Source organism: Ferrimonas gelatinilytica, assembly GCF_039544205.1.
Lineage (GTDB): Bacteria > Pseudomonadota > Gammaproteobacteria > Enterobacterales > Shewanellaceae > Ferrimonas > Ferrimonas gelatinilytica.
In genome coordinates, this window is record NZ_BAABLF010000025.1 from 17686 (window position 1) to 37279 (window position 19594).

Here is a 19594-nt window from a genome sequence, read left to right on the forward strand (position 1 = left end):
CTCCTTACAGTACTTCCGGCGCCAGGGACACGATCTTCATGAACTGCTCATTACGCAGCTCACGGGTCACCGGGCCAAAGATACGAGTGCCGATCGGCTGGTTGCTGGCATTCAGCAATACAGCAGCGTTACGGTCGAAGCGAATGACAGAACCGTCGGGACGACGTACGCCCTTCTTGGTGCGAACTACCACCGCGTTAAATACGTCACCTTTCTTCGCTTTACCGCGAGGAATAGCTTCCTTAACAGAAACCTTGATGATGTCGCCGATGCCGGCGTAACGACGGTGAGAGCCACCCAAGACCTTAATACACTGCACGCTACGTGCGCCGGAGTTATCGGCAACGTCCAGCACAGATTGCATTTGGATCATTTCAGTGCTCCGCTTATTTACTTCAAACACCCTTACGGGCTAGTTGGCTGCCTCAAAAAGGCGCGCAATTATAACCCACCCTTTCGCAAAAGGGTAGATAAAAAATAACCGGCCCGGGCAGGCCCGAGCCGGTTACTCTACATCGTAGTAGAAGGGCCTTACTTTAGGCCTTTTCTAGCACGCTTACCAGAGTCCAGGACTTAGTCTTGGACAGCGGACGGCATTCGCGGATTTCTACCACGTCACCGATACCACACTGGTTGTTTTCGTCATGAACGTGCAGCTTAGTAGTGCGCTTCATGAACTTACCGTAGATCGGGTGCTTAACTTTGCGCTCGATGGCTACGGTGATGGACTTGTCCATCTTGTCGCTGATAACACGACCCTGAAGAGTACGGATTTTATCAGACATTACGCACCTGCCTTCTCAGTCAGAACGGTCTTCACGCGCGCGATGTTGCGGCGTACCTTCTTCATTTCGTGAGTCGCTTTCAGCTGACCGGTTGCGTTCTGCATACGCAGGTTGAACTGTTCGCGCAGCAGATTAAGCAGCTCCGCGTTCAGTTCTTCAACGCTTTTTTCACGCAAATCTTGTGCTTTCATCACATCACCTTACGAGTTACAAAGGTGGTCTGTACAGGCAGCTTGGCGGCAGCCAGAGAGAAGGCTTCACGAGCCAGCTCTTCAGACACACCTTCCATTTCGTACAGGACACGACCCGGTTGGATCTGTGCTACCCAGTACTCAACGTTACCCTTACCTTTACCCTGACGAACCTCAAGCGGCTTGGCGGTGATCGGCTTGTCCGGGAATACACGGATCCAGATCTTACCTTGACGCTTGATGTGACGAGTCATGGCACGACGTGCCGCTTCGATTTGACGCGCAGTCATACGACCACGGGTGGTCGCTTTCAGACCGAAAGAGCCAAAGGACACCTTGTCACCGCTGGTAGCGACACCGCGGTTACGGCCTTTGTGCATCTTACGGAACTTCATACGTTTAGGTTGCAGCATCTCGGTTCCCCTTACTTACCACGACCTTTGCGCTTCGGCTGCTGCTTCGGCTGCTCTTCAACAACCGGCATACCGCCCAGAACTTCACCTTTGAAGACCCAAACTTTAATGCCGATTACACCGTAAGTGGTGTGAGCTTCGGAAGTAGCGTAATCGATGTCAGCGCGCAGGGTATGCAGCGGCACACGACCTTCACGATACCATTCGGTACGTGCGATCTCAGCGCCACCCAGACGACCAGAAACTTCGATTTTGATGCCCTTGGCACCCAGACGCATGGCGTTTTGCACGGCGCGCTTCATAGCGCGACGGAACATAACGCGGCGCTCCAGCTGAGAAGCGATGGAATCGCCTACCAGTTGAGCATCCAGTTCCGGCTTGCGTACTTCGGAGATGTTGATCTGAGCAGGAACGCCGGCCAGTTTGGCGACTTTCTTACGCAGTTTTTCAACATCTTCGCCCTTCTTACCAATCACGACGCCAGGACGAGCAGTGTGAATAGTCACACGGATGCTCTTGGCCGGACGCTCGATGGTGATCCGGGAAACAGAAGCGTTGGCCAGTTCCTTTTTCAGGAATTGACGCACTTCGTGGTCGCTGAACAGGTTGTCAGCGTAATCTTTTTTCTCCGCGTACCAGGTCGAGGAGAAAGGCTTGGTGATCCCTAGGCGGATACCATTAGGATGTACTTTCTGTCCCATTGCAGCTCCCCTTACTTGTCGGCCACAACCACAGTGATGTGGCTAGAGCGCTTCAGGATGCGGTCAGCACGGCCTTTAGCACGCGGCATGATGCGCTTCATGGTCGGACCTTCGTCAACAAAGATCTTGGCAACTTTCAGGTTGTCGATGTCCAGACCTTCGTTGTGTTCCGCGTTGGCAATGGCAGACTCCAGAACTTTCTTTACCAGAGCACCAGCTTTCTTGTTGCTGAAGGTCAGAATGTCCAGGGCGCGATCAACCGGCAGACCACGGATTTGATCCGCAACCAGGCGAGCCTTCTGTGGAGAAGTGCGGGCAAAACGGTGTTTAGCTAAAACTTCCATCTTCAACCCCTTAGCGTTTCTTCGCTTTCTTATCCGCAGCGTGGCCGCGGTAAGTGCGAGTCGGCGCGAATTCGCCCAGTTTGTGGCCAATCATGTCTTCGGTAACGAAAACCGGTACATGTTGACGACCATTATGGACAGCGATGGTGAGACCAATCATATCAGGAATGATCATCGAACGACGGGACCAAGTCTTAACAGGCTTTTTGTCTCCGCTTTCCACCGCTTTCTCTACCTTCTTCAGCAAGTGCAGGTCGATAAATGGACCTTTCTTGAGAGAACGTGGCATGGTGAATCCTCTAAATTACTTGGTACGACGACGTACGATGTACTTATCAGTACGCTTGTTGCTGCGGGTTTTCTTACCTTTGGTCGGAACGCCCCACGGAGAAACCGGGTGACGACCACCAGAGGTTTTACCCTCACCACCACCGTGCGGGTGATCTACCGGGTTCATGGCAACACCACGAACGGTCGGACGAACACCGCGCCAGCGGTTGGCACCAGCTTTACCAAGCTGACGCAGCATGTGCTCGGCGTTGCCTACTTCACCAATGGTGGCGCGGCAATCAGCCAGAACTTTGCGCATTTCGCCAGAGCGCAGACGCAGAGTCACGTAAGCACCGTCGCGAGCAACGATTTGGACGTAGGCACCAGCGGAACGCGCCAGTTGACCACCCTTAGCCGGCTTCAGTTCAACGTTGTGAACGGTAGAGCCAACCGGGATGTTGCGCATCGGCAGGGTGTTGCCCACTTTGATCTCGGCTTCTACACCGGACATGATCGCATCGCCAGCATGCAGGCCTTTAGGGGCCAGGATGTAACGACGCTCACCGTCTGCGTACAGAACCAGAGCGATGTTAGCGCTGCGGTTCGGATCGTATTCCAGACGCTCCACCTTGGCCGGCACACCGTCTTTGTTGCGTTTGAAGTCAACAATACGGTAGTGCTGCTTGTGGCCACCGCCGATGTGGCGAGTGGTGATGCGACCAGCGTTGTTACGACCACCAGACTTGGACTTTTTGTCCAGCAGAGCGGCGTGAGGCTTACCTTTGTGCAGTTCGGCGTTCACGATTTTGGTAACGTGACGACGACCGGCAGAGGTAGGCTTACACTTAACAATAGCCATTATCTAAACTCCTACTGCTTACTCAGCGCCGCCGACAAAATCGATGTCAGCGCCTTCGGCCAGGGTGACGTAGGCCTTTTTCCAGTCGCTACGACGACCGAAACGAGCGCCGTGACGCTTCACTTTGCCTTTAACCACGCTGGTGCGAACGCCAGTTACCTGAACTTCGAACAGCTTCTCAACGGCAGCTTTGACTTCCGCCTTAGTCGCGTCCAGGGCCACTTTGAACACAATAGTGTTGTTCAGCTCAGCGGCCATGGTGCTCTTTTCAGAGATGTGCGGAGCGCGCAGCACTTTCAGCAAACGTTCTTCACGGATCATGCCAGCTTCTCCTCAATCTGCTTAACTGCGTCAGCGGTCATCAGGACTTTGTCGAAGGCGATCAGGCTAACCGGATCGATACCGTCTACGTCGCGTACGTCAACCTTGTACAGGTTGCGAGAAGCCAGGAACAGGTTCTCATCAACTTCACCGGTCACGATCAGTACGTCAGACAGTTCCATCTCTTTCAGCTTGGCAACCAATTCTTTGGTCTTCGGCGCTTCAACAGAGAAGTTTTCTACAACAATCAGACGCTCCTGGCGAACCAGCTCAGACAGAATGCTGCGCAGAGCGGCGCGGTACATCTTCTTGTTAACTTTTTGGCCGTGATCCTGCGGCTTAGCAGCGAAAGTTACGCCACCGGAGCGCCAGATCGGGCTCTTCACAGTACCGGCACGAGCGCGGCCAGTACCTTTCTGGCGCCACGGCTTTTTGCCGGTGCCAGTAACTTCAGAGCGGCTGAGCTGAGCACGGGTACCTTGACGAGCATTGGCTGCGAAAGCCACTACCACTTGGTGTACCAGAGCTTCGTTAAACTCACGCCCGAAGGTAGTTTCGGAAACTTCAAGAGCGCTCTGGGCGTCTTTCATTACCAATTCCATTACTATCTCCTCAGACGTTACGCTTTAACGGCAGGCTTAACGATAACGTTACCGCCGTTGGCTCCAGGGACTGCACCCTTGATCAACAGCAAGTTACGCTCGACGTCAACACGAACCACGTCCAGGTTTTGAGTCGTTACACGCTCAGCACCCATGTGGCCAGCCATTTTCTTGCCCTTGAATACCTTACCCGGGGATTGGTTTTGACCAATGGAACCCGGAGCGCGGTGGCTCAAGGAGTTACCGTGAGTCATATCCTGGGTGCGGAAGTTCCAGCGCTTAACAGCACCTTGGAAACCTTTACCCTTGGATTGACCGGTAACGTCTACTTTTGCAACATCAGCGAAGATGTCGACTTTCAGCTCAGCACCCAGCTCGATGCCTTCACCTTCACCTTCGCCCAGGCGGTGCTCCCACAGGCCACGACCGGCTTCAACGCCTGCCTTAGCAAAGTGGCCAGCTTCAGGCTTGTTCACGTGGGAAGCTTTTTTGCTACCTACGGTTACCTGAATTGCACGGTAGCCTTCGCTATCCAGTGCTTTAACCTGAGTTACACGGTTCGGTTCTACTTCGATAACAGTCACAGGGATGGACACGCCTTCTTCAGTGAAGATGCGGGTCATACCAACTTTGCGACCTACAAGACCGATAGCCATTCTTATAAACCTCTATTCCGAATCTGGAATTAACCCAGACTGATCTGCACGTCTACGCCTGCAGCCAGATCCAGACGCATCAGCGCGTCGACAGTCTTGTCGGTAGGCTCAACAATGTCCACCAGACGCTTGTGAGTACGGATTTCGTATTGGTCACGCGCGTCTTTGTTGACGTGCGGAGAAATCAGTACTGTGTAGCGTTCTTTACGGGTGGGCAGCGGGATAGGACCGCGAACTTGAGCACCTGTACGCTTAGCAGTCTCAACGATTTCCGCGGTAGACTGATCGATCAGGCGATGATCGAACGCCTTCAGACGGATACGGATTCTTTGGTTCTGCATTGACCAGAGCTCCAACTCTAAGAAACACATAAACCAATCCCTTCACCACCTTTCTCTAAGTACAGGGGGAAGAGACGATTCACCTACATTCGACTCCAAATCGGAGTCGCTGTTTACGGCAATAATTTTGCCGCCGTTATATTCAACCCTTTCGGGTTTCAGCTTTCGCCAATTGCGTAAGCCGGACGAATTATACTCAGTTATCCTGAAAGCGCAAGCACGAATTGCGGCATCTACTTAAAGTGGCACTAGGGCCGACTCCAAGGGCGCATCAGAACATCCGGGCGCGCATTATGCCGCACTTTCACACTTCTCGGTAGTCCCTTTTTTCTCACGGTATCCATGGCCGTAGTAGCGGTCATAACGTTTGCCATACTGCGCCTGCATCGCTTCACCGGAGACTCGGTTGAGGATCACGCCGGTGAGACGAATGCGATTCTTCAGGATCTGGGCCAGAGCACGATGAGCCAGCTTAATGCGGGTACTTTCCGAGCGAACAACAAAGACAAGGTTTCCCGCCAGCTGACCGACAACCAGCCCATCGGACACAGAATTGATTGGCGGCGTGTCCAAGATCACCACATCATAATCTGCGCGGGCTTTTTCCAATAATTGACGAAACCCATCTCCAGAGAGACTTTCCAGTGGGTTTGCCAGCGCAGTTCCTGCTCCAAGCACTGACACACCCGATTCACTATCAAAGTGCACACACTGGGCCAAAGAGTGTGTGCCTTTCACGGCATTGGTCAGTCCTGGCTGGTACTCTGGTAACTTAAAGCTTGTACCTATGGTTGGACGCCTCAGGTCACAGTCCACCAACAGGACGGACTTAATCTGGGCCAAGGCCTGGGCCAGACTAATGGCACAAGTGGACTTCCCCTCCTCCGGCGCCGCTGAGCTTATCGCCAACGTCATTGGGTAAGAGAAGTTGTCTTGAAGGCTCAGCGTTGTCCTGATGCTTCGCCAAGACTCTCCAAATGCGGGCCGCTGGCTATCGAAGTATCCACGCGCCGCTTGTTCACGATTGAGAAAGCGCGTATTCGGCACAATACCCAGCAGTTTCGCTTTTAGTGTCGACTCAACTTCATCAGCTCGAGAGATCACATCGGCGAATCGTGAGTAAAGTACGGCGATGGTGCAGGATAGCGCCAATGCGAAAGCGATAGTCCCGCCCATCAATAACCCTTTTTTCGGCTCCGCCGGGGTTAAAGGTGGCAGCGCCGGATCCGTTACCCGGGCAATGGCCTGGTTAAAATCTCCCGCAATCCCCGTTTCCTTGATTCGAGTCATAAAGGTTTCATACAACTGTCGATTCGCTTCAACCTCTCGTAGCAGCTCCCGGTACTCCGTTTCGCTCTTACTCAACCCTTGGTAATTGGATCGGGCAGCATCGAGCTCTTTCATCAGGCTGGCTTCTTCCTCACTGGCAGCCTGGTACTCCTGTTGAACACCCTCAACCAATTGGCGTATCTGGCGACGCAGGGCTGTGCGGACCTCGGTTAGTTCAGCCTTCGCGGCCACCATATTCTTGTGTTTGGGGCCATAACGATTCGCGAGCTGTGCCACTTTCTGCTCTGCGACTGTCTCAGCTTTCCTCAGTTGCTGAACGCTGGGGTGCCGATTCATCTCCGGCAGGGCGGCTAGCTGCTCAAAGCTGCTTCCTCCTGCTGCAGCGACAGACCGAGCAACGGTCTGCGCCGCACTGCGTCTGGCTTTCGCGTCATTAAGTCGCGAGGAGAGGTCTTCCAATTGTTGGCTCTCGAGCGTCAGCAGTCCCTCAACGTCGACCAGACCCGCCTGATCTCGAAACTGCTGCAATGCCAGTTCCGAGCTTCGCAGATTCGTTTTTAACAGCTCCAATCGACCTTGCATCCAGTGTGTGGCCTGTTCAGTCGCTGTTACCTTATTCTCCATATGCGATTCGATGTAAGTCTCTGCGATGGCATTGGCGACTGCCGCAGCCAAATGAGGATCTTCCGACGCGAATTGCACCTTAACCAATTGAGTGCTGCGAATAGGGATAATGGTGAGGCGTTCAAAGTATCGGGATAACACCTTTTGCTTCAGTCGGTAGGCGATCTCCTCTTCACTGAGCGGTGTGTTATCCCGACGCCAAGGTAGATGACGGTTAAGCCACTGTCTTAGCATTCCAAGCGCTAAGCCCTGGTCGCCCCGGAACTCTGGGACAGACATAAGCCCCACCTTGTCGACCACCTGCTCTGCTATTTTACGTGACTCCATAATTTGATACTGAGTCTGAAAATACTCGTCCGCACTGGTATCCAGACCATACACCTCATCGATGGAGACCACGTTAGACTGCTGCTTCTCCAGCAGCAGCGTCACCTGAGCATGGTAAACCGGTGGCATAGCAGCGATATAGGCGTAGCCGACTGCGCTGACCAGCAGAGTAAAAAGGATAATCCACCATCGGTATCGCCAGAGCGACACCGCTCGCTGCGTCAAACCCACCCACTCGAGCGGTGCCTCTGGCTGACGACCCTCATTTGTTATCTCGCTCAACATGGTGTCTCCTGTTGCGCCCGCGCTTAAAAGAAAGAGTCTTCAATAAAAATGGAATCACCAGGCAGAACCTCAAACGCCATCTCCACTTTCAGGCTACGTTCGCCACCGTTATCTGCACGTACAAGGCGAAGGCCTCTGCTTGATGCCCGTTCAGTTAAGCCGCCTGCAATAGCAATGGCTTGACGCACCGTCAGGCCCGGCTGAAACGGGTAACTGCCCGGTCGCCTCACCTCCCCGTTAATAAAAAAGGGGCGGTATTCGATCACACTGACTGAGACACTTGGGTTGACCAGATAGTCCCCCTTCAGCCCCTGTAGTATCTGATTCTCCACCTCTTTGACTGTTCGACCTGCCAGCCGTACGGTGCCCAAGTAAGGGTAAGAGATGGTTCCGGACTCGCCCACGCGGATCCCATCGATGCTGAGGTCCTCTTCACCGTAAACTTGGATCTGGATCCTGTCTCCACTGCCCAGTCGGTAGTTTCCCTCGGCGGAAGCGAGGGCCGCCGGTGTCATTGCTAACAAGAGCCATGCCAATACGAGTCTCATGGTTTCTCCTCACAGCGAAAGCGTGGTGGCCAGACCAAATCGCGTTTTGTCGTAGTTCACCGATGGGTTGTCCAGGTTAGAACTGCGATCACGAACATCGACATAGGGCTCAAATTGAATCCAACGCCTGAAGTGGTAGATGACACCCAGTCGGGCGATTTGGTAATCCTCACTCCTGGTCAGCCCCGTGTACTCATCGTTCTCGAATCGATATTCAATAACGGACGCCAATCTCTGCAGCCAGTGATGACGCCATTGGATCCGATAGACACGCTCTTCCACGTAATCACCCGTGGTTGAGGGGTCCTTGGCTTCACTTGAACTGCTAAATTCCCAGCGCGAGCGGCTCATTGGCGACCAAAAAAGATCTATATCCCAAGACAGACCAGAGAAGTCTTCTCGCACCGGATCCGAAAAGGACTTGTCCTGATAACCCAGTTTTAGGCGCCCTTCAGTTTTCTCCGTAGCTTTCCAGGTCAGTCCAGCTAATACCGTCCAGCTCTCACTGTCGCGGCTCGCGGAGCCCTGCCGCTGACGATCATAGGATTTATCTTCATATTCGCCGTCCAACACAAAGCGGGTGCGCTGGCCCAACCGCCAGCTCAGCTCCAAACCGGCCAAATAGCGATCAAAGTCACGAAATTGAGTTAAGAATTCGAAGTTGTCGTGCGACCTGGTTTCCAGCCCCGCCCTCACCGCCAGCTGCATTCGCGCCTGGTCGGCACCAAAGCGATAGCCGAGATCGAGAGTATTCTCTGTGTATCTCACAGGATCGGGCAGGATGAAAAACTCGGCCAGACCCGTGCCTCTGTCTTCATGCGCCTTGGCAAACCGGTAATCTAGGTCAACAGCGTGGCGAGCGGTAAATTCATGGTGCCCGGTGAGAAAGAGGTGATGATCACCATAGTTGTCAGCAGAGGAGTCAAAGTAGGTGGCGCCATTAAAGCGGTAGCCAAACCTCAGGTGGCTGATCCGCTCCCCGAGGCTGAACTGCAGATCGGGCTCGACCCGGATATAGGCGGAGCTAATCTTCTGATCGCCCCGATTGAGCAGATTGTCATCATGCCCCAGATCCAGAGCGAGTATCGGACGAAAAGAAAGATCTTCTGTTATTTCAACGATCGCTGGCTCAAACTCCGCCGCCATTAACGACCCCGTGACTAACCAAAATACCATCCCGGAAATTCGGTGCACTTGAGGCTCCCCAGTTTTTCAGTAGGCGTTTTCATGAAAAAAGCCTTTCGTTAGCGTCATCGCGACAATGCGTATATCCAGCATGACCGACCAATGGGTGATGTAGTGAAGATCAAACTCTACCCGTTTCGCCATCTTATCCAGGGTATCCGTTTCTCCCCTCCAACCATTCACCTGCGCCCAACCGGTAATCCCGGGTTTGACTTTGTGGCGCAACATATAACCTTGGATTAGGGCACGGTAGTGCTCGTTGTGTGCGACAGCATGAGGCCGCGGACCAACAACCGACATCTGCCCCTGCATCACATTAAAGAACTGCGGTAACTCGTCCAGCGATGTCCTGCGCAAAATACGCCCTAAGCGAGTAACCCTCTGATCATCCCGTGTGGCTTGTTTTATAGTAGTTCCATTCTCCACTATCGTCATGGAACGAAACTTCCATACTTCAATGGGTTTACCGTCCAGGCCGTAACGGCACTGACGAAAAAGGGCAGGGCCAGGACTCTCTAGGCGGATGGCGATCGCAATCACCAGCATCGGAAGCGCAAACACCATCAGTGCCAAGGCCGCGATGGCAATATCTTCGGCGCGTTTTAGTGCCCCCCAAGGCCCTCTGATTGGGCTCTCGTAAACACTCAGCGTCTTGAGGCCTCCGACGTCGTACCAGGCAGCATTAAATAGGTTGTAGATAAAGAAGTTGGGTACGAGATGAATTTCGCTGACTGTGTTACTACAACGCTCAATGATGTCCGCAATCCGGGCTTCGGCACGCATCGGCAGCGCGATAAACAACTTGTCGACCCCACCCCGACTGGCCATCTCAATCGCCATGTCGATGTCCCCAAGCAACTCCCCGGGCTCAGCACCGTGAATGCGCATTACGTCCCGATCATCACAAAATCCCAGCACCCGGATCCCGAGCCCTGGTTCCTGTGCAATCTCTTGGGCCAATCGCCTAGCCACAGGTGTCAGACCAATAATCAGGGCTGTGGCCTGTTGACGTCCGGATACCCTCTGTAGGGTGAGATAGCTGTGGTATAACCAGCGCCAGAAAATCAGACCAACAGCGACACCTGCCACCCACGTCATGAACACAGCACGTCGCAATTCGTCACTGAGTTTTAGAAAATAGATGAGGAACAAAAGAAAAAAGACCACTCCCGCCCAGACCATTAGGGTGGTTGCTACCGTCTGATAAAACTGTCCACGGCGCCAGACTCGATAAAGCGAGAACACTTCGAAGCAATACAGTGTCAGCAATCCCGCTACCAGGGACCAAACAGCCAGGAGTTCATCGCTGATGCCGGGCGAACTGAACAGCCACCTCGCGAACAGCATGCCAAGGAGAATAATGGAGAGATCGAAAAGCCGTAGCCAAAAGCCCGCCAAATGTGAAGGTGCCAGTTCAGAACTCACCACTCTGGCACTCCCCTTGTTTCATCACAGCCTGACCCAGAGAACAGATTATTAGCCCTCGGGCTATCGTCAACGAGGCCTGTTTCATACTGCCAATGGCCGATTCAGACACAGTCATGACTTCTCCCAACCTACCGGGCATCCTATAAATCCAGTTTGGAATGATTCACTTATCAGTGATGTCCAGTTCTCCAAACGCAGGTATTAAAGATAGACGACTGAGAGTGCTCGAAGAGTCAAAACAAAGAATATGGACATAGGTAGGGTTTATGGACTCACCCCAACTGGAGAAAGGCCTTCGCACTTTGTGCCCAATCATATTGTGAGGCGATCCTCTTAAGCTTTGCCCCAAGAAGACGCCTGCGGCGCCTGTCCAACATCAGATCTTGCAGCTTGTTCGAGAGCGCGTCGACGTTGTCCGGCTCGAACAAAACCGGACGGAATCCGTTGACCACATCGGCGTTTTCCTCCACATCGGCACAAAGCACCGGGCGACCAGCACCAAGTGCCGCCAACAGGCTGTTGGACATTCCTTCAAGAACAGACGGAAGCACAAACACGGCACAATAACGAGTCAGCGTATGAACCTGCTCCTGAGACACATGCCCCAGAAAATACACATCATCTGCAGCGTTCCGCCTGAGTGACTGCTCATAGTCTGAGTCTTTGCAGTGCCCGCCAGCAATGACCAAAGGTAACCGACGAGACTGTGGAATCTGTCTGTGCGCCTGAAGAAGAATGTGCAAACGTTTGACTGGATCCAGTCGTGCCGCATAGAGCACATACCCATCGGCCTCAACCCCTAGGTCCGTTAAGAACGAGGGCGGCTGGTTCCCGACCTGGGTTATACCATTCGGGATATAGACAGTTTCGCGGCCGCCGCGTAAGAAAAGCCTTCTCATTGCCAGGCTGTTTACCGTACAGCGGTGCGCGATGTTAACAGCAGCCCACTCCCCCGACCGAAGAATCCAACGATTGATTCCCTGCCAGCCATCTCGGCCACTGTCTATGGCTCTCAAGCAGGCGACTGTATGCACCCCGAACAAACGCGAGAAGATACTTAACAAACATGGGCCGGAGGCAAAGAGATAAACAACACGAGGACGCACCCTGACCAGTACATAGAGCAATCCCATCAGTGTCGTAAAGCTATGCCCCAACCGGCTAACCCATCGTGGAGCACAAAGGACTCGGAGCCCACCCCGTAACTCGACCAAAAACTGACGAGCGTCGCCCTGCCCCGCTATCCAGATGGGTTCCTCACAGAGATGCTCCATCTCATTGGCCAGTTGTCGAATAGCATTTTCAACGCCGCCATAGTTGGACCAATAGCCCCGTCCTCCGACCAAAGCAATTCCTGACCGCCGCCCAGACATAAGCCCCCTTCTTTGCAAGTTCGTGTTGCCCCGACGGTCCCCAACTAAGCATCCGGGTAACGCCCCTGAGTCAGGAGCGTCATGCCTCCCCGAAACCACAACCACCTAACTCGAAACCGCGGCCTGTCGCCGCACACGCCACCACACCCCGACACCAATACTGTAAAAGCCAACTCCAACAGCAACCAAAACCAACAACCTCTGGAGGTGTCCCCAGGAGGCCATAGGCCAAATACCCTGCAGAACCATGAGCAGAATGGCCATCATCAGGGAGAGTAAGAACGGGGGCTGCAATGCCATCAGCCAGTCAACATGACGGTAATCCAAGAATCGCTTCACCATCGATTGTTGTACCAGCATGAAGAGCGTACTCAATCCAAAGAGTGCCCAGGTAAACACCAAGAGGCCAAACTGAAGGGCCCACAACAGAACGCCCAAAGTGACAAAAAATCTGACGATATTGATCTTTAACTCCAATCCGGGGAATCCCAGCGCTCTAAACACCACACCAGAGTGCGCCACAACAGACTGAACCAACCCCACCAGACACAGCACCTTTAATACCGGGACAGCCATCTCCCATTGAGGCCCAAACACCGTCACGACAAAGGGGTCCGCCACAAGGAACATGCCGGTCAACATCGGCATCACTATGAGCGCCGTCATACGCATCGAGTCAAGGTACAGCGCGCGAAATTGATCCTTTTCTGCCTGAATCTTGGAGAATGCAGAGAACAGGACTTTGACCACCTCGAGACAGATATTTCGAATCGGCACGAACATCACCTTGTACGCCAGGGTATAGATCCCGAGCGCCTCAGCGCCCAGGAACCGACCGATCAGGAGGTAATCCAAGTTGGCCATCAAATATTGAAGGTATTGAAGTCCCAAGATACTGAAACTGAATCGGTACACGTCTTTGAGTGCCGACCAAGAGAGGATAAAGCTTGGCCGCCAGCCACTGAGAGGCCACAGGATCAAGGCTTTCAAAAGTTGTTGAATGATGGGTTGAAGCACCAGAGACCAGATCCCAGCGCCCCCCCAAGCCATCGCGACCACAATGCTACCCGTCAAGAGATAGACAACGGTGTCGGCAATAGACAGCTCCTTAAAAGACATGTTTTTACGCAGGATAGCTTGGGGCAACGTACTTAAGGAGGAGAGAAAGAAAGAGCACGCGAGAACCTGGCTGATAAGAACAAGCTCCTCCCGCTGGTAGAAAGCAGCGATCAGGGAGGCACTGAAGAAAAAGAACACTGAAACCGCCGACCCCACCGCGAGGTTGACCCAAAACAGGGTGGCATAATGGCGCTGTCCTAGGCGTTGATCCTGTATCACCGCCGCAGAGAAACCGGTATCAGCCAGGACATTGGCCAAACCAGCCAACACCATAACCATCCCCACCAACCCGAAATCCTCCGGGCTGAGCACCGTCGCCAGGAAGGCCATGACGAGTAGCGTGGCGGCCTGTTGCACCTGGCGCGCCCCCAGAGTCCAGCCCGTCCCGTTTAGCACTCGAGATGTTAGCGAGATTGCCACAACTATCGATACACCTTATTTCGCAGGCCAAGACGATAACCAACTCGAAGCCACAGCATGTAATACTTGTTGTGGAACAACACACTAATGGCACGAAGTCGGTCGCTTATCCGTAACTCTTTCACTCGCTGAGAGCGCAGCATCTTAAACGCCGTAAGCCAAGGTCTGACGCCCCCCCAGAGAATTGAACGCCAGTAAAAGGTGCGATTAAACTTACTCTCACTGTGACGCAGGCTGTAAGCCCCGCTGACCACCCGCCTCAGCTTCTGTCGATGCGCCCGTAAAGAGTCACGAGCCGGATGCATCACCAGCATGCTGGCGTTGTACTCCAACCTAAATCCGGACTTTACGGCGGCTTGGGTAAAGGCCACATCGCCACCGGATGTCGCACGCCCGTCAAACCCCCCTAGGGCTTCACAAACTTCTCTCCGGCAAGCGAGATTCGCGGTAAATGCACTGTGATTACGAAGTACCGCTTCACGCTGATCCAAGCCGCAGAGCATGTCAAAACACTCCACCGCATTGGGCGCCTCGGGATTCGCAGAAAACAGGCGGATCTCTCCGGCCACCATGTCGATACCACGGTCGAGGCTCTTAACAAGGGCATTCAACCAATCGGGCTGAGGAAGACAATCGGAATCGGTAAAGGCGATATACGAGCCGGTGGCGTGAGCGAGACCACAATTGCGCGCAGCATAGGAGCCGGGTTTCTGCTCCCGCAGAAGGCGTACCCTCGAGTCGCTGATACGACCCAGATCGAGTGGTGGAGTACTGCCGTTATCAATAATGAGTATTTCATACTCGCCATCGAAGTGTTGTTCCAGCAGCGCCTGAAGGCATAGCTTCACACGGCGCTCGTCATTATAAACTGGCACAATGACGCTTACCTTCATCATCCTCTACCACTCCATAACAACCGGACGGTTGCGATACCAAAGCTTGGTCCACAGATAGCTTAGGGTCGCCAACCAACCCGCATAACGCAGTGTCATCCTGAGGATCCGAACCTTGTTCGGCCTGTCGGCAATGTAAGCCAGCAGTGTGCCGGCAACCTTACGCCGGTAACTGGCCTCCCCAAGAGAGGCCCTGTGCTTGCTGATCGGTTCAAGCCGACGCAGTATCTCACTGTGGCTGACACGCAGGGGGGCATTGGTCATACGGTCGTGCTGCCCATCATTGAACAGGTAAAGTGCTTCAGCAACGTACGGGATATTGCCAAGCTGGGCGAATCGATAGTAGAGCTCCCAATCCTCAGAGCAGACCAGGCTCTCATCAAAAGGATTAAGCAAGAGAGCATCCCGCCGGGCCAAAATTCCACTCGCACCACAGAAGTTGTTACGGTGCTTGAGCATGCTTTGAGATATCTCTTCGACGTCGTGATGCAATACGGTAAGGTCACTGCCCACAAACTGTCGGCCACAAAGACATAATGAGGCCAGGCCGATCTTTGCAAGTTGCCGTTCCAGTTTTTGCGGCAGCCATTGATCATCATCATCCAAAAAAGCGACGAACTCCCCTTGAGCAAGCTTCACCCCGGTGTTTCGGGCTGCAGAAACCCGGCGATTCTTTTCATGACGATGGTAGATATGAGGGACACCCAACTTCGCAAGGGCGGGGCCATAATCACAGGGTGACGCATCATCGACGATGATCAGCTCCCAACTAGAAAAGGTTTGGGAACGTACACTGGCCACTGCGGCCGCCAGCCTTTCCGGTCTGTTATAGGTGGTCAGCACGACTGAAACGCGCACCATAAATAAGGTACTCCTTAGATATCTGCATCGAAGGGCCGTATAACCGGCGGCAAGACTTTAACTACCCAGTATCGATAAAGACTAGTTGGCAAACGGCGCTTTTTCCTCGGATTCAAGCGCCGTAAATTGAGATAGTTGAGAGGTTGACTGACTCCGCGCTTCAGCTTTGGGCCTAGTCAGGTAGTGGTAATGAACCCATCCCAGCAGCACCCAGATGTAGTTCCCCCCCAGAAAGATGCCGTCGTTATGGAAGAGTGCATGAAACCCATAGGGTGCCAGGGCAACCAGAAGTACCAGGCCGTAACGCCTGTAGCACTCCCTCAGACACCAAAGGCCCAACAGGGCTCCAGGGACACCATAAGTAAACAGAAAGCTCACCAGGTGATTGTGGATCCCGAGATACACCACTGCGTCGGCATTTTTGATTCGGTAAAGATCGTGCCAGTAGCCATCGGCTAGGCTATTGGCGCTGATCAACCACCCATAACCGAATGGATTATCGACAAACAGCTTGAGTCCCAGCAAGGCAAGCGGGAAGCGAGCGGCAAAAGAGCTGTCAGAAATGCTCAGCACCCGCAAGTCCAACACGCTGCTCGCCCAGAAAAATAGTGCCGGAGCCAACAGTATGCCAAGCGTCACCACTGTGATACTGGCCACTCTGTAGCGACTGAAACACAGCATATGCAGGGGCAGCAGCAGAATTACCCCAAACAGGCTGGAGCGAGTCCCGGAGAACACCAATGCACAGAGGAGCAGTACCCCGACAGCCCAAACGATGATATTTGCCACCGGCAGCAGTACAGGTTTATGCATCTTCGCCAGATAGATCATGGCAACCACCAGCGCGGCCTGATAGCCCAGGTGGATGGGAGAGTAGGAGATCCCCCGCGCCCGAAAACTGTCGTCAAACCCCTCCCCAGCCGCACGCTGCGCCAACATCACCGCTTGTCGCTGCAGGCCCTGGATGTTTTCAAGAGTCTGAGTCAAGCCCCAGGCAAACCCGAATTCCAGTCCTTGCAGCACCGCCACTGCCGCACTCACCAGAATCACACCAATGAAAACTCCCGCCACCCACCGTGGCCCCACAATGCGACAGCAAAGGATGGAAAAGAGAAAGATCATCGCCGGCTGCAAAAACCAGCGGAGCCAGACCATGGCTGCATCGAGCACCGCTGCGCTCTGGAACAGGGAGAGCACAAATCCCCAAAGCCCGAGCGCCAGTAACACCTTCAGCAGGGGATTGTCACGAAACAGCCAGTGCCAAGGAAGGCGAAACGCCAGAGCGATCCAACCCAAAGCGAGCATCAAAACCAGAGTCCGAACCGGTAAACCAATGCTCCACTTCACCATTCCGACAGCCAGTGCCCAAAAGAGCATGAGCCACATCAAGGTAGCAATGCGCCCAGGAAACCTTGAGGGCCAAAGGGATAAGGTAGCCGCCAAACTCATTCCCGCTCCTCCCCAAGAAGCGCTTGACGGTGTAGGCCCACGACATGCCGCAACGAGTAATGGGAGATAATTTTCGCCACCGCGGCATCGCTGAGCGCCTGTTGATCGGCCTCCCTGGCCCTGCGGATAAGAGCTCGAAGATCCTCCACCTCAAATCCGGATGCCATCAGTCCGTTGTCACCATCATCGATGATCTCCGCACAGCCGTAATTGGGTGACACCAGGCAAACACAGCCCGCGGCCATCCCCTCCAGTAAGGCTTTGGGCATCGCCTCATAGTTGCTGACCAAAAAGTGGTAACGGCATCGCATCATCTGTGACCGAACCTCCTCATTCGCGCACACCCCGTGAAATTGCACATCAGCCTTAAGGGTATCCGCATGCGCTTTCAACTCTGACGCCAAGGGACCATCACCGTAGATATCCAGCGGCAAGGCTTCCGCCGCGCAAGCACTGATCAAGTTGAACAGGTTTTTAAACGACATCAGGCGCCCGACAAAGATCCCACGCTCATGGCGGGCCTGAACCGGCGGTGGATTTGGCAGGGCGTCGGTATCGATAAAGTTTGGGCAGAGACTGAGCGTCTTGGCAGAACGGGCATGGCGGGCATCGCTGCGGGTGCACACCAGGGTATGATCAGCCACCGCCAGGGCGAGCCGATCCACCGGCCAGGAGAGCATTAAACGACCGTACTGCTTACGATCCAGGTGACGTCGCCATAAGGAGTGGCCATACCGGTAGACAAAGCGTGACCCCAGGATGGCTCTTGCGATCAAGCCGGTCCAGCAACCACTGGTCTGGTTATTAATGATCGCGGTCGCCTGGCGAAGGGCCTTGCGGTGCTGCCAAGGCGCCGTCAGTGAATAGACCACCCGGCCCAACTTACTGCCTGCCCAAGACGGTGCCGGGAGCACCTCGATGGCGGAAGCCAACTGCCCCTGCCTTTGCTGTTCTGCTACAAATTCAGGATCACCGGGGTGATAACTCAGCCACACAACCCGGCTGGCGAGGCCGTGTTTCAGGTACGCCTCTGATAGAACCTTCTCTTTACCGAAGATCCCCATCTGGTGCCAGCGAATGGCCGACATCCCCAGGGAAAACAGCACCACAATGGTACGTTCAGTCATGCCAGCCTTACCCTCCTGCGCCGTGCCCGTAGCCATCGCACCCCTTTGCGAAGAAGCGAAGGCGAAGCAAAGCGTGCCACCGCCAAGAGCACCGGGCGCACGCTTTGTGCCCCGCCATCCCAGCACAAAGCGTGGTGCAGTGACAAAGCCGCCAGGGAAAACAGCGCCTGCTGACGACGGCGGGAAAGCGTAATGCTGTTACGCCCCTCCTCGCGCTCGACAAGAGGCTCTGACACACCCGCAAAACGCAAACCCTGTCGTAACGCGCGAAGATAGAACTCATAATCCTGCGCATAGCGAAATGCCTCGTCATAGCCCCCGAGCCAACGAAGACGCTCGGTACGGACCGTCAAAGCCGAGTGCACCAGGATATTCCGACACGCCAGTCGCCTGGCGATCTCGAGATGACTTTCGGGTACCTGCATCAGATAACGTCGCCCGTCCTGATGCACCCAGGCCGCCCCAGTTAAGAGATCCACATCAGGGTGGTCCGAGAAGTACGTTGTCACCAACGCGATTCGCTGTGGCGTAAAGCGATCATCATCATCCAGGCGGGTAACCAGCGCGCCCCGGCAAAACTGCAGGCCCAGGTTCAGGGAGCGGGTCAGGCCAATGTTTTCATCGTTATGCAGGAGGGTGACCGCAGCCCGCTGCGGCTCTGATAAAGGTGTCAGCAGCTCTGAAGGGTCGAGGTTGGGGTTGTCGACGACCAGCACAAGCTCGATAGTCGCCAAAGTTTCCTCTTGGCAGTCCAACACGGAGAGTAAGGCCTGGGAGAGCGTCGCCCCCCCGGTTGTTGCCATCAGCACCGACAATCGGCACCGGGTGGGCTCGGTCCGCGCGGACCTTATCTTACGGTAAGGCAGATCTGCCATCGACCGAGGCCTCCCTGTCAATTCACGTTAAAACACGGACACAGCTAATGAAAATAAAGCATAGTCAAAGTCAGGAGTTGGGCGGGGGCAGATACAAAAAAGGACGCCTTTCGGCGTCCTTTTTGAGGAGGTGGTAGCTAGGACCGTTGATTACTCAACGATGGTCGCTACAACACCAGCACCTACGGTACGGCCACCCTCACGGATAGCGAAACGCAGGCCTTCTTCCATCGCGATCGGCGCGATCAGGGTAACTTCCATCTGGATGTTGTCACCCGGCATTACCATCTCTACACCTTCCGGCAGC

24 protein-coding genes are annotated in these 19594 nt (G+C 54.3%); all 24 read right to left on the reverse strand.

Features of this window, described 5'->3' with window-relative positions:
• Nucleotides 1-4 precede the first annotated feature (4 nt).
• A complete protein-coding gene (rplN, locus tag ABD997_RS12580; RefSeq protein WP_286341196.1) occupies nucleotides 5-373 on the reverse strand; it encodes a 50S ribosomal protein L14 in 369 nt (122 codons plus the stop codon).
• 163 nt (nucleotides 374-536) lie between these two features.
• The gene (gene rpsQ / locus ABD997_RS12585) at nucleotides 537-785 is read right to left on the reverse strand and encodes a 30S ribosomal protein S17 (protein WP_345317415.1); all 249 of its coding nucleotides are present in this window, start codon (nucleotides 783-785) and stop codon (nucleotides 537-539) included.
• Nucleotides 785-976 carry a 50S ribosomal protein L29 gene (rpmC, locus tag ABD997_RS12590; RefSeq protein WP_067665778.1) on the reverse strand — a complete coding sequence of 64 codons (192 nt, stop codon included), beginning with the start codon at nucleotides 974-976 and terminating at the stop codon, nucleotides 785-787. The genes rpsQ and rpmC overlap by 1 nt, the downstream gene beginning before the upstream one ends.
• Nucleotides 976-1389 (reverse strand): 50S ribosomal protein L16, encoded by a 414-nt coding sequence (gene rplP, locus ABD997_RS12595; RefSeq protein ID WP_345317417.1) that lies wholly within the window; start codon nucleotides 1387-1389, stop codon nucleotides 976-978. Before rplP ends, rpmC begins: the two co-directional genes overlap by 1 nt.
• 11 nt (nucleotides 1390-1400) lie before the next feature.
• On the reverse strand, nucleotides 1401-2090 hold the full coding sequence (gene rpsC / locus ABD997_RS12600; protein WP_345317419.1) for a 30S ribosomal protein S3: 690 nt from the start codon (nucleotides 2088-2090) through the stop codon (nucleotides 1401-1403).
• Nucleotides 2091-2101: 11 nt separating this feature from the next.
• Complete coding sequence (rplV, locus tag ABD997_RS12605) at nucleotides 2102-2434, reverse strand: 50S ribosomal protein L22 (RefSeq protein WP_028117107.1); 333 nt, start codon at nucleotides 2432-2434, stop codon at nucleotides 2102-2104.
• Nucleotides 2435-2444: 10 nt separating this feature from the next.
• Complete coding sequence (gene rpsS / locus ABD997_RS12610) at nucleotides 2445-2723, reverse strand: 30S ribosomal protein S19 (protein WP_013343793.1); 279 nt, start codon at nucleotides 2721-2723, stop codon at nucleotides 2445-2447.
• Between the two features lie 15 nt (nucleotides 2724-2738).
• A complete protein-coding gene (gene rplB, locus ABD997_RS12615; RefSeq protein WP_345317420.1) occupies nucleotides 2739-3563 on the reverse strand; it encodes a 50S ribosomal protein L2 in 825 nt (274 codons plus the stop codon).
• An 18-nt stretch (nucleotides 3564-3581) separates the two neighbouring features.
• Nucleotides 3582-3884: a 50S ribosomal protein L23 gene (gene rplW / locus ABD997_RS12620; RefSeq protein WP_345317421.1), complete on the reverse strand. Its 303-nt coding sequence runs from the start codon at nucleotides 3882-3884 to the stop codon at nucleotides 3582-3584.
• Nucleotides 3881-4486, reverse strand: coding sequence for a 50S ribosomal protein L4 (gene rplD / locus ABD997_RS12625; protein ID WP_345317422.1), 606 nt, complete (start codon nucleotides 4484-4486; stop codon nucleotides 3881-3883). Before rplD ends, rplW begins: the two co-directional genes overlap by 4 nt.
• 17 nt (nucleotides 4487-4503) lie before the next feature.
• Entirely contained in the window at nucleotides 4504-5142 is a 639-nt protein-coding gene (rplC, locus tag ABD997_RS12630; protein ID WP_345317423.1) for a 50S ribosomal protein L3, read from the reverse strand.
• Between the two features lie 29 nt (nucleotides 5143-5171).
• On the reverse strand, nucleotides 5172-5483 hold the full coding sequence (gene rpsJ, locus ABD997_RS12635) for a 30S ribosomal protein S10 (protein WP_013343788.1): 312 nt from the start codon (nucleotides 5481-5483) through the stop codon (nucleotides 5172-5174).
• Between the two features lie 291 nt (nucleotides 5484-5774).
• Entirely contained in the window at nucleotides 5775-8009 is a 2235-nt protein-coding gene (locus tag ABD997_RS12640; protein WP_345317424.1) for a GumC family protein, read from the reverse strand.
• Between the two features lie 23 nt (nucleotides 8010-8032).
• Nucleotides 8033-8557 (reverse strand): polysaccharide biosynthesis/export family protein, encoded by a 525-nt coding sequence (locus ABD997_RS12645; RefSeq protein WP_345317425.1) that lies wholly within the window; start codon nucleotides 8555-8557, stop codon nucleotides 8033-8035.
• A 9-nt stretch (nucleotides 8558-8566) separates the two neighbouring features.
• Nucleotides 8567-9703: an outer membrane beta-barrel protein gene (locus tag ABD997_RS12650; RefSeq protein WP_345317426.1), complete on the reverse strand. Its 1137-nt coding sequence runs from the start codon at nucleotides 9701-9703 to the stop codon at nucleotides 8567-8569.
• A 66-nt stretch (nucleotides 9704-9769) separates the two neighbouring features.
• Complete coding sequence (locus ABD997_RS12655) at nucleotides 9770-11167, reverse strand: undecaprenyl-phosphate glucose phosphotransferase (protein ID WP_345317427.1); 1398 nt, start codon at nucleotides 11165-11167, stop codon at nucleotides 9770-9772.
• 275 nt (nucleotides 11168-11442) lie between these two features.
• Complete coding sequence (locus ABD997_RS12660; RefSeq protein ID WP_345317429.1) at nucleotides 11443-12543, reverse strand: glycosyltransferase family 4 protein; 1101 nt, start codon at nucleotides 12541-12543, stop codon at nucleotides 11443-11445.
• Between the two features lie 105 nt (nucleotides 12544-12648).
• Nucleotides 12649-14082 carry an MOP flippase family protein gene (locus ABD997_RS12665; protein ID WP_345317431.1) on the reverse strand — a complete coding sequence of 478 codons (1434 nt, stop codon included), beginning with the start codon at nucleotides 14080-14082 and terminating at the stop codon, nucleotides 12649-12651.
• A gap of 2 nt (nucleotides 14083-14084) precedes the next feature.
• Nucleotides 14085-14978, reverse strand: a complete 894-nt coding sequence (locus ABD997_RS12670) for a glycosyltransferase family 2 protein (RefSeq protein WP_345317432.1) — start codon at nucleotides 14976-14978, stop codon at nucleotides 14085-14087.
• Between the two features lie 3 nt (nucleotides 14979-14981).
• Complete coding sequence (locus tag ABD997_RS12675) at nucleotides 14982-15836, reverse strand: glycosyltransferase family 2 protein (protein WP_345317433.1); 855 nt, start codon at nucleotides 15834-15836, stop codon at nucleotides 14982-14984.
• 81 nt (nucleotides 15837-15917) lie between these two features.
• The gene (locus ABD997_RS12680; RefSeq protein WP_345317434.1) at nucleotides 15918-17285 is read right to left on the reverse strand and encodes an O-antigen ligase family protein; all 1368 of its coding nucleotides are present in this window, start codon (nucleotides 17283-17285) and stop codon (nucleotides 15918-15920) included.
• The gene (locus tag ABD997_RS12685) at nucleotides 17282-18412 is read right to left on the reverse strand and encodes a glycosyltransferase family 4 protein (protein ID WP_345317435.1); all 1131 of its coding nucleotides are present in this window, start codon (nucleotides 18410-18412) and stop codon (nucleotides 17282-17284) included. Before ABD997_RS12685 ends, ABD997_RS12680 begins: the two co-directional genes overlap by 4 nt.
• The gene (locus ABD997_RS12690) at nucleotides 18409-19287 is read right to left on the reverse strand and encodes a glycosyltransferase (RefSeq protein ID WP_345317437.1); all 879 of its coding nucleotides are present in this window, start codon (nucleotides 19285-19287) and stop codon (nucleotides 18409-18411) included. Before ABD997_RS12690 ends, ABD997_RS12685 begins: the two co-directional genes overlap by 4 nt.
• A 150-nt stretch (nucleotides 19288-19437) precedes the next feature.
• Nucleotides 19438-19594: EF-Tu C-terminal domain-related protein (locus ABD997_RS12695; RefSeq protein ID WP_486322302.1), on the reverse strand; the 157-nt coding region annotated here is incomplete at its 5' end.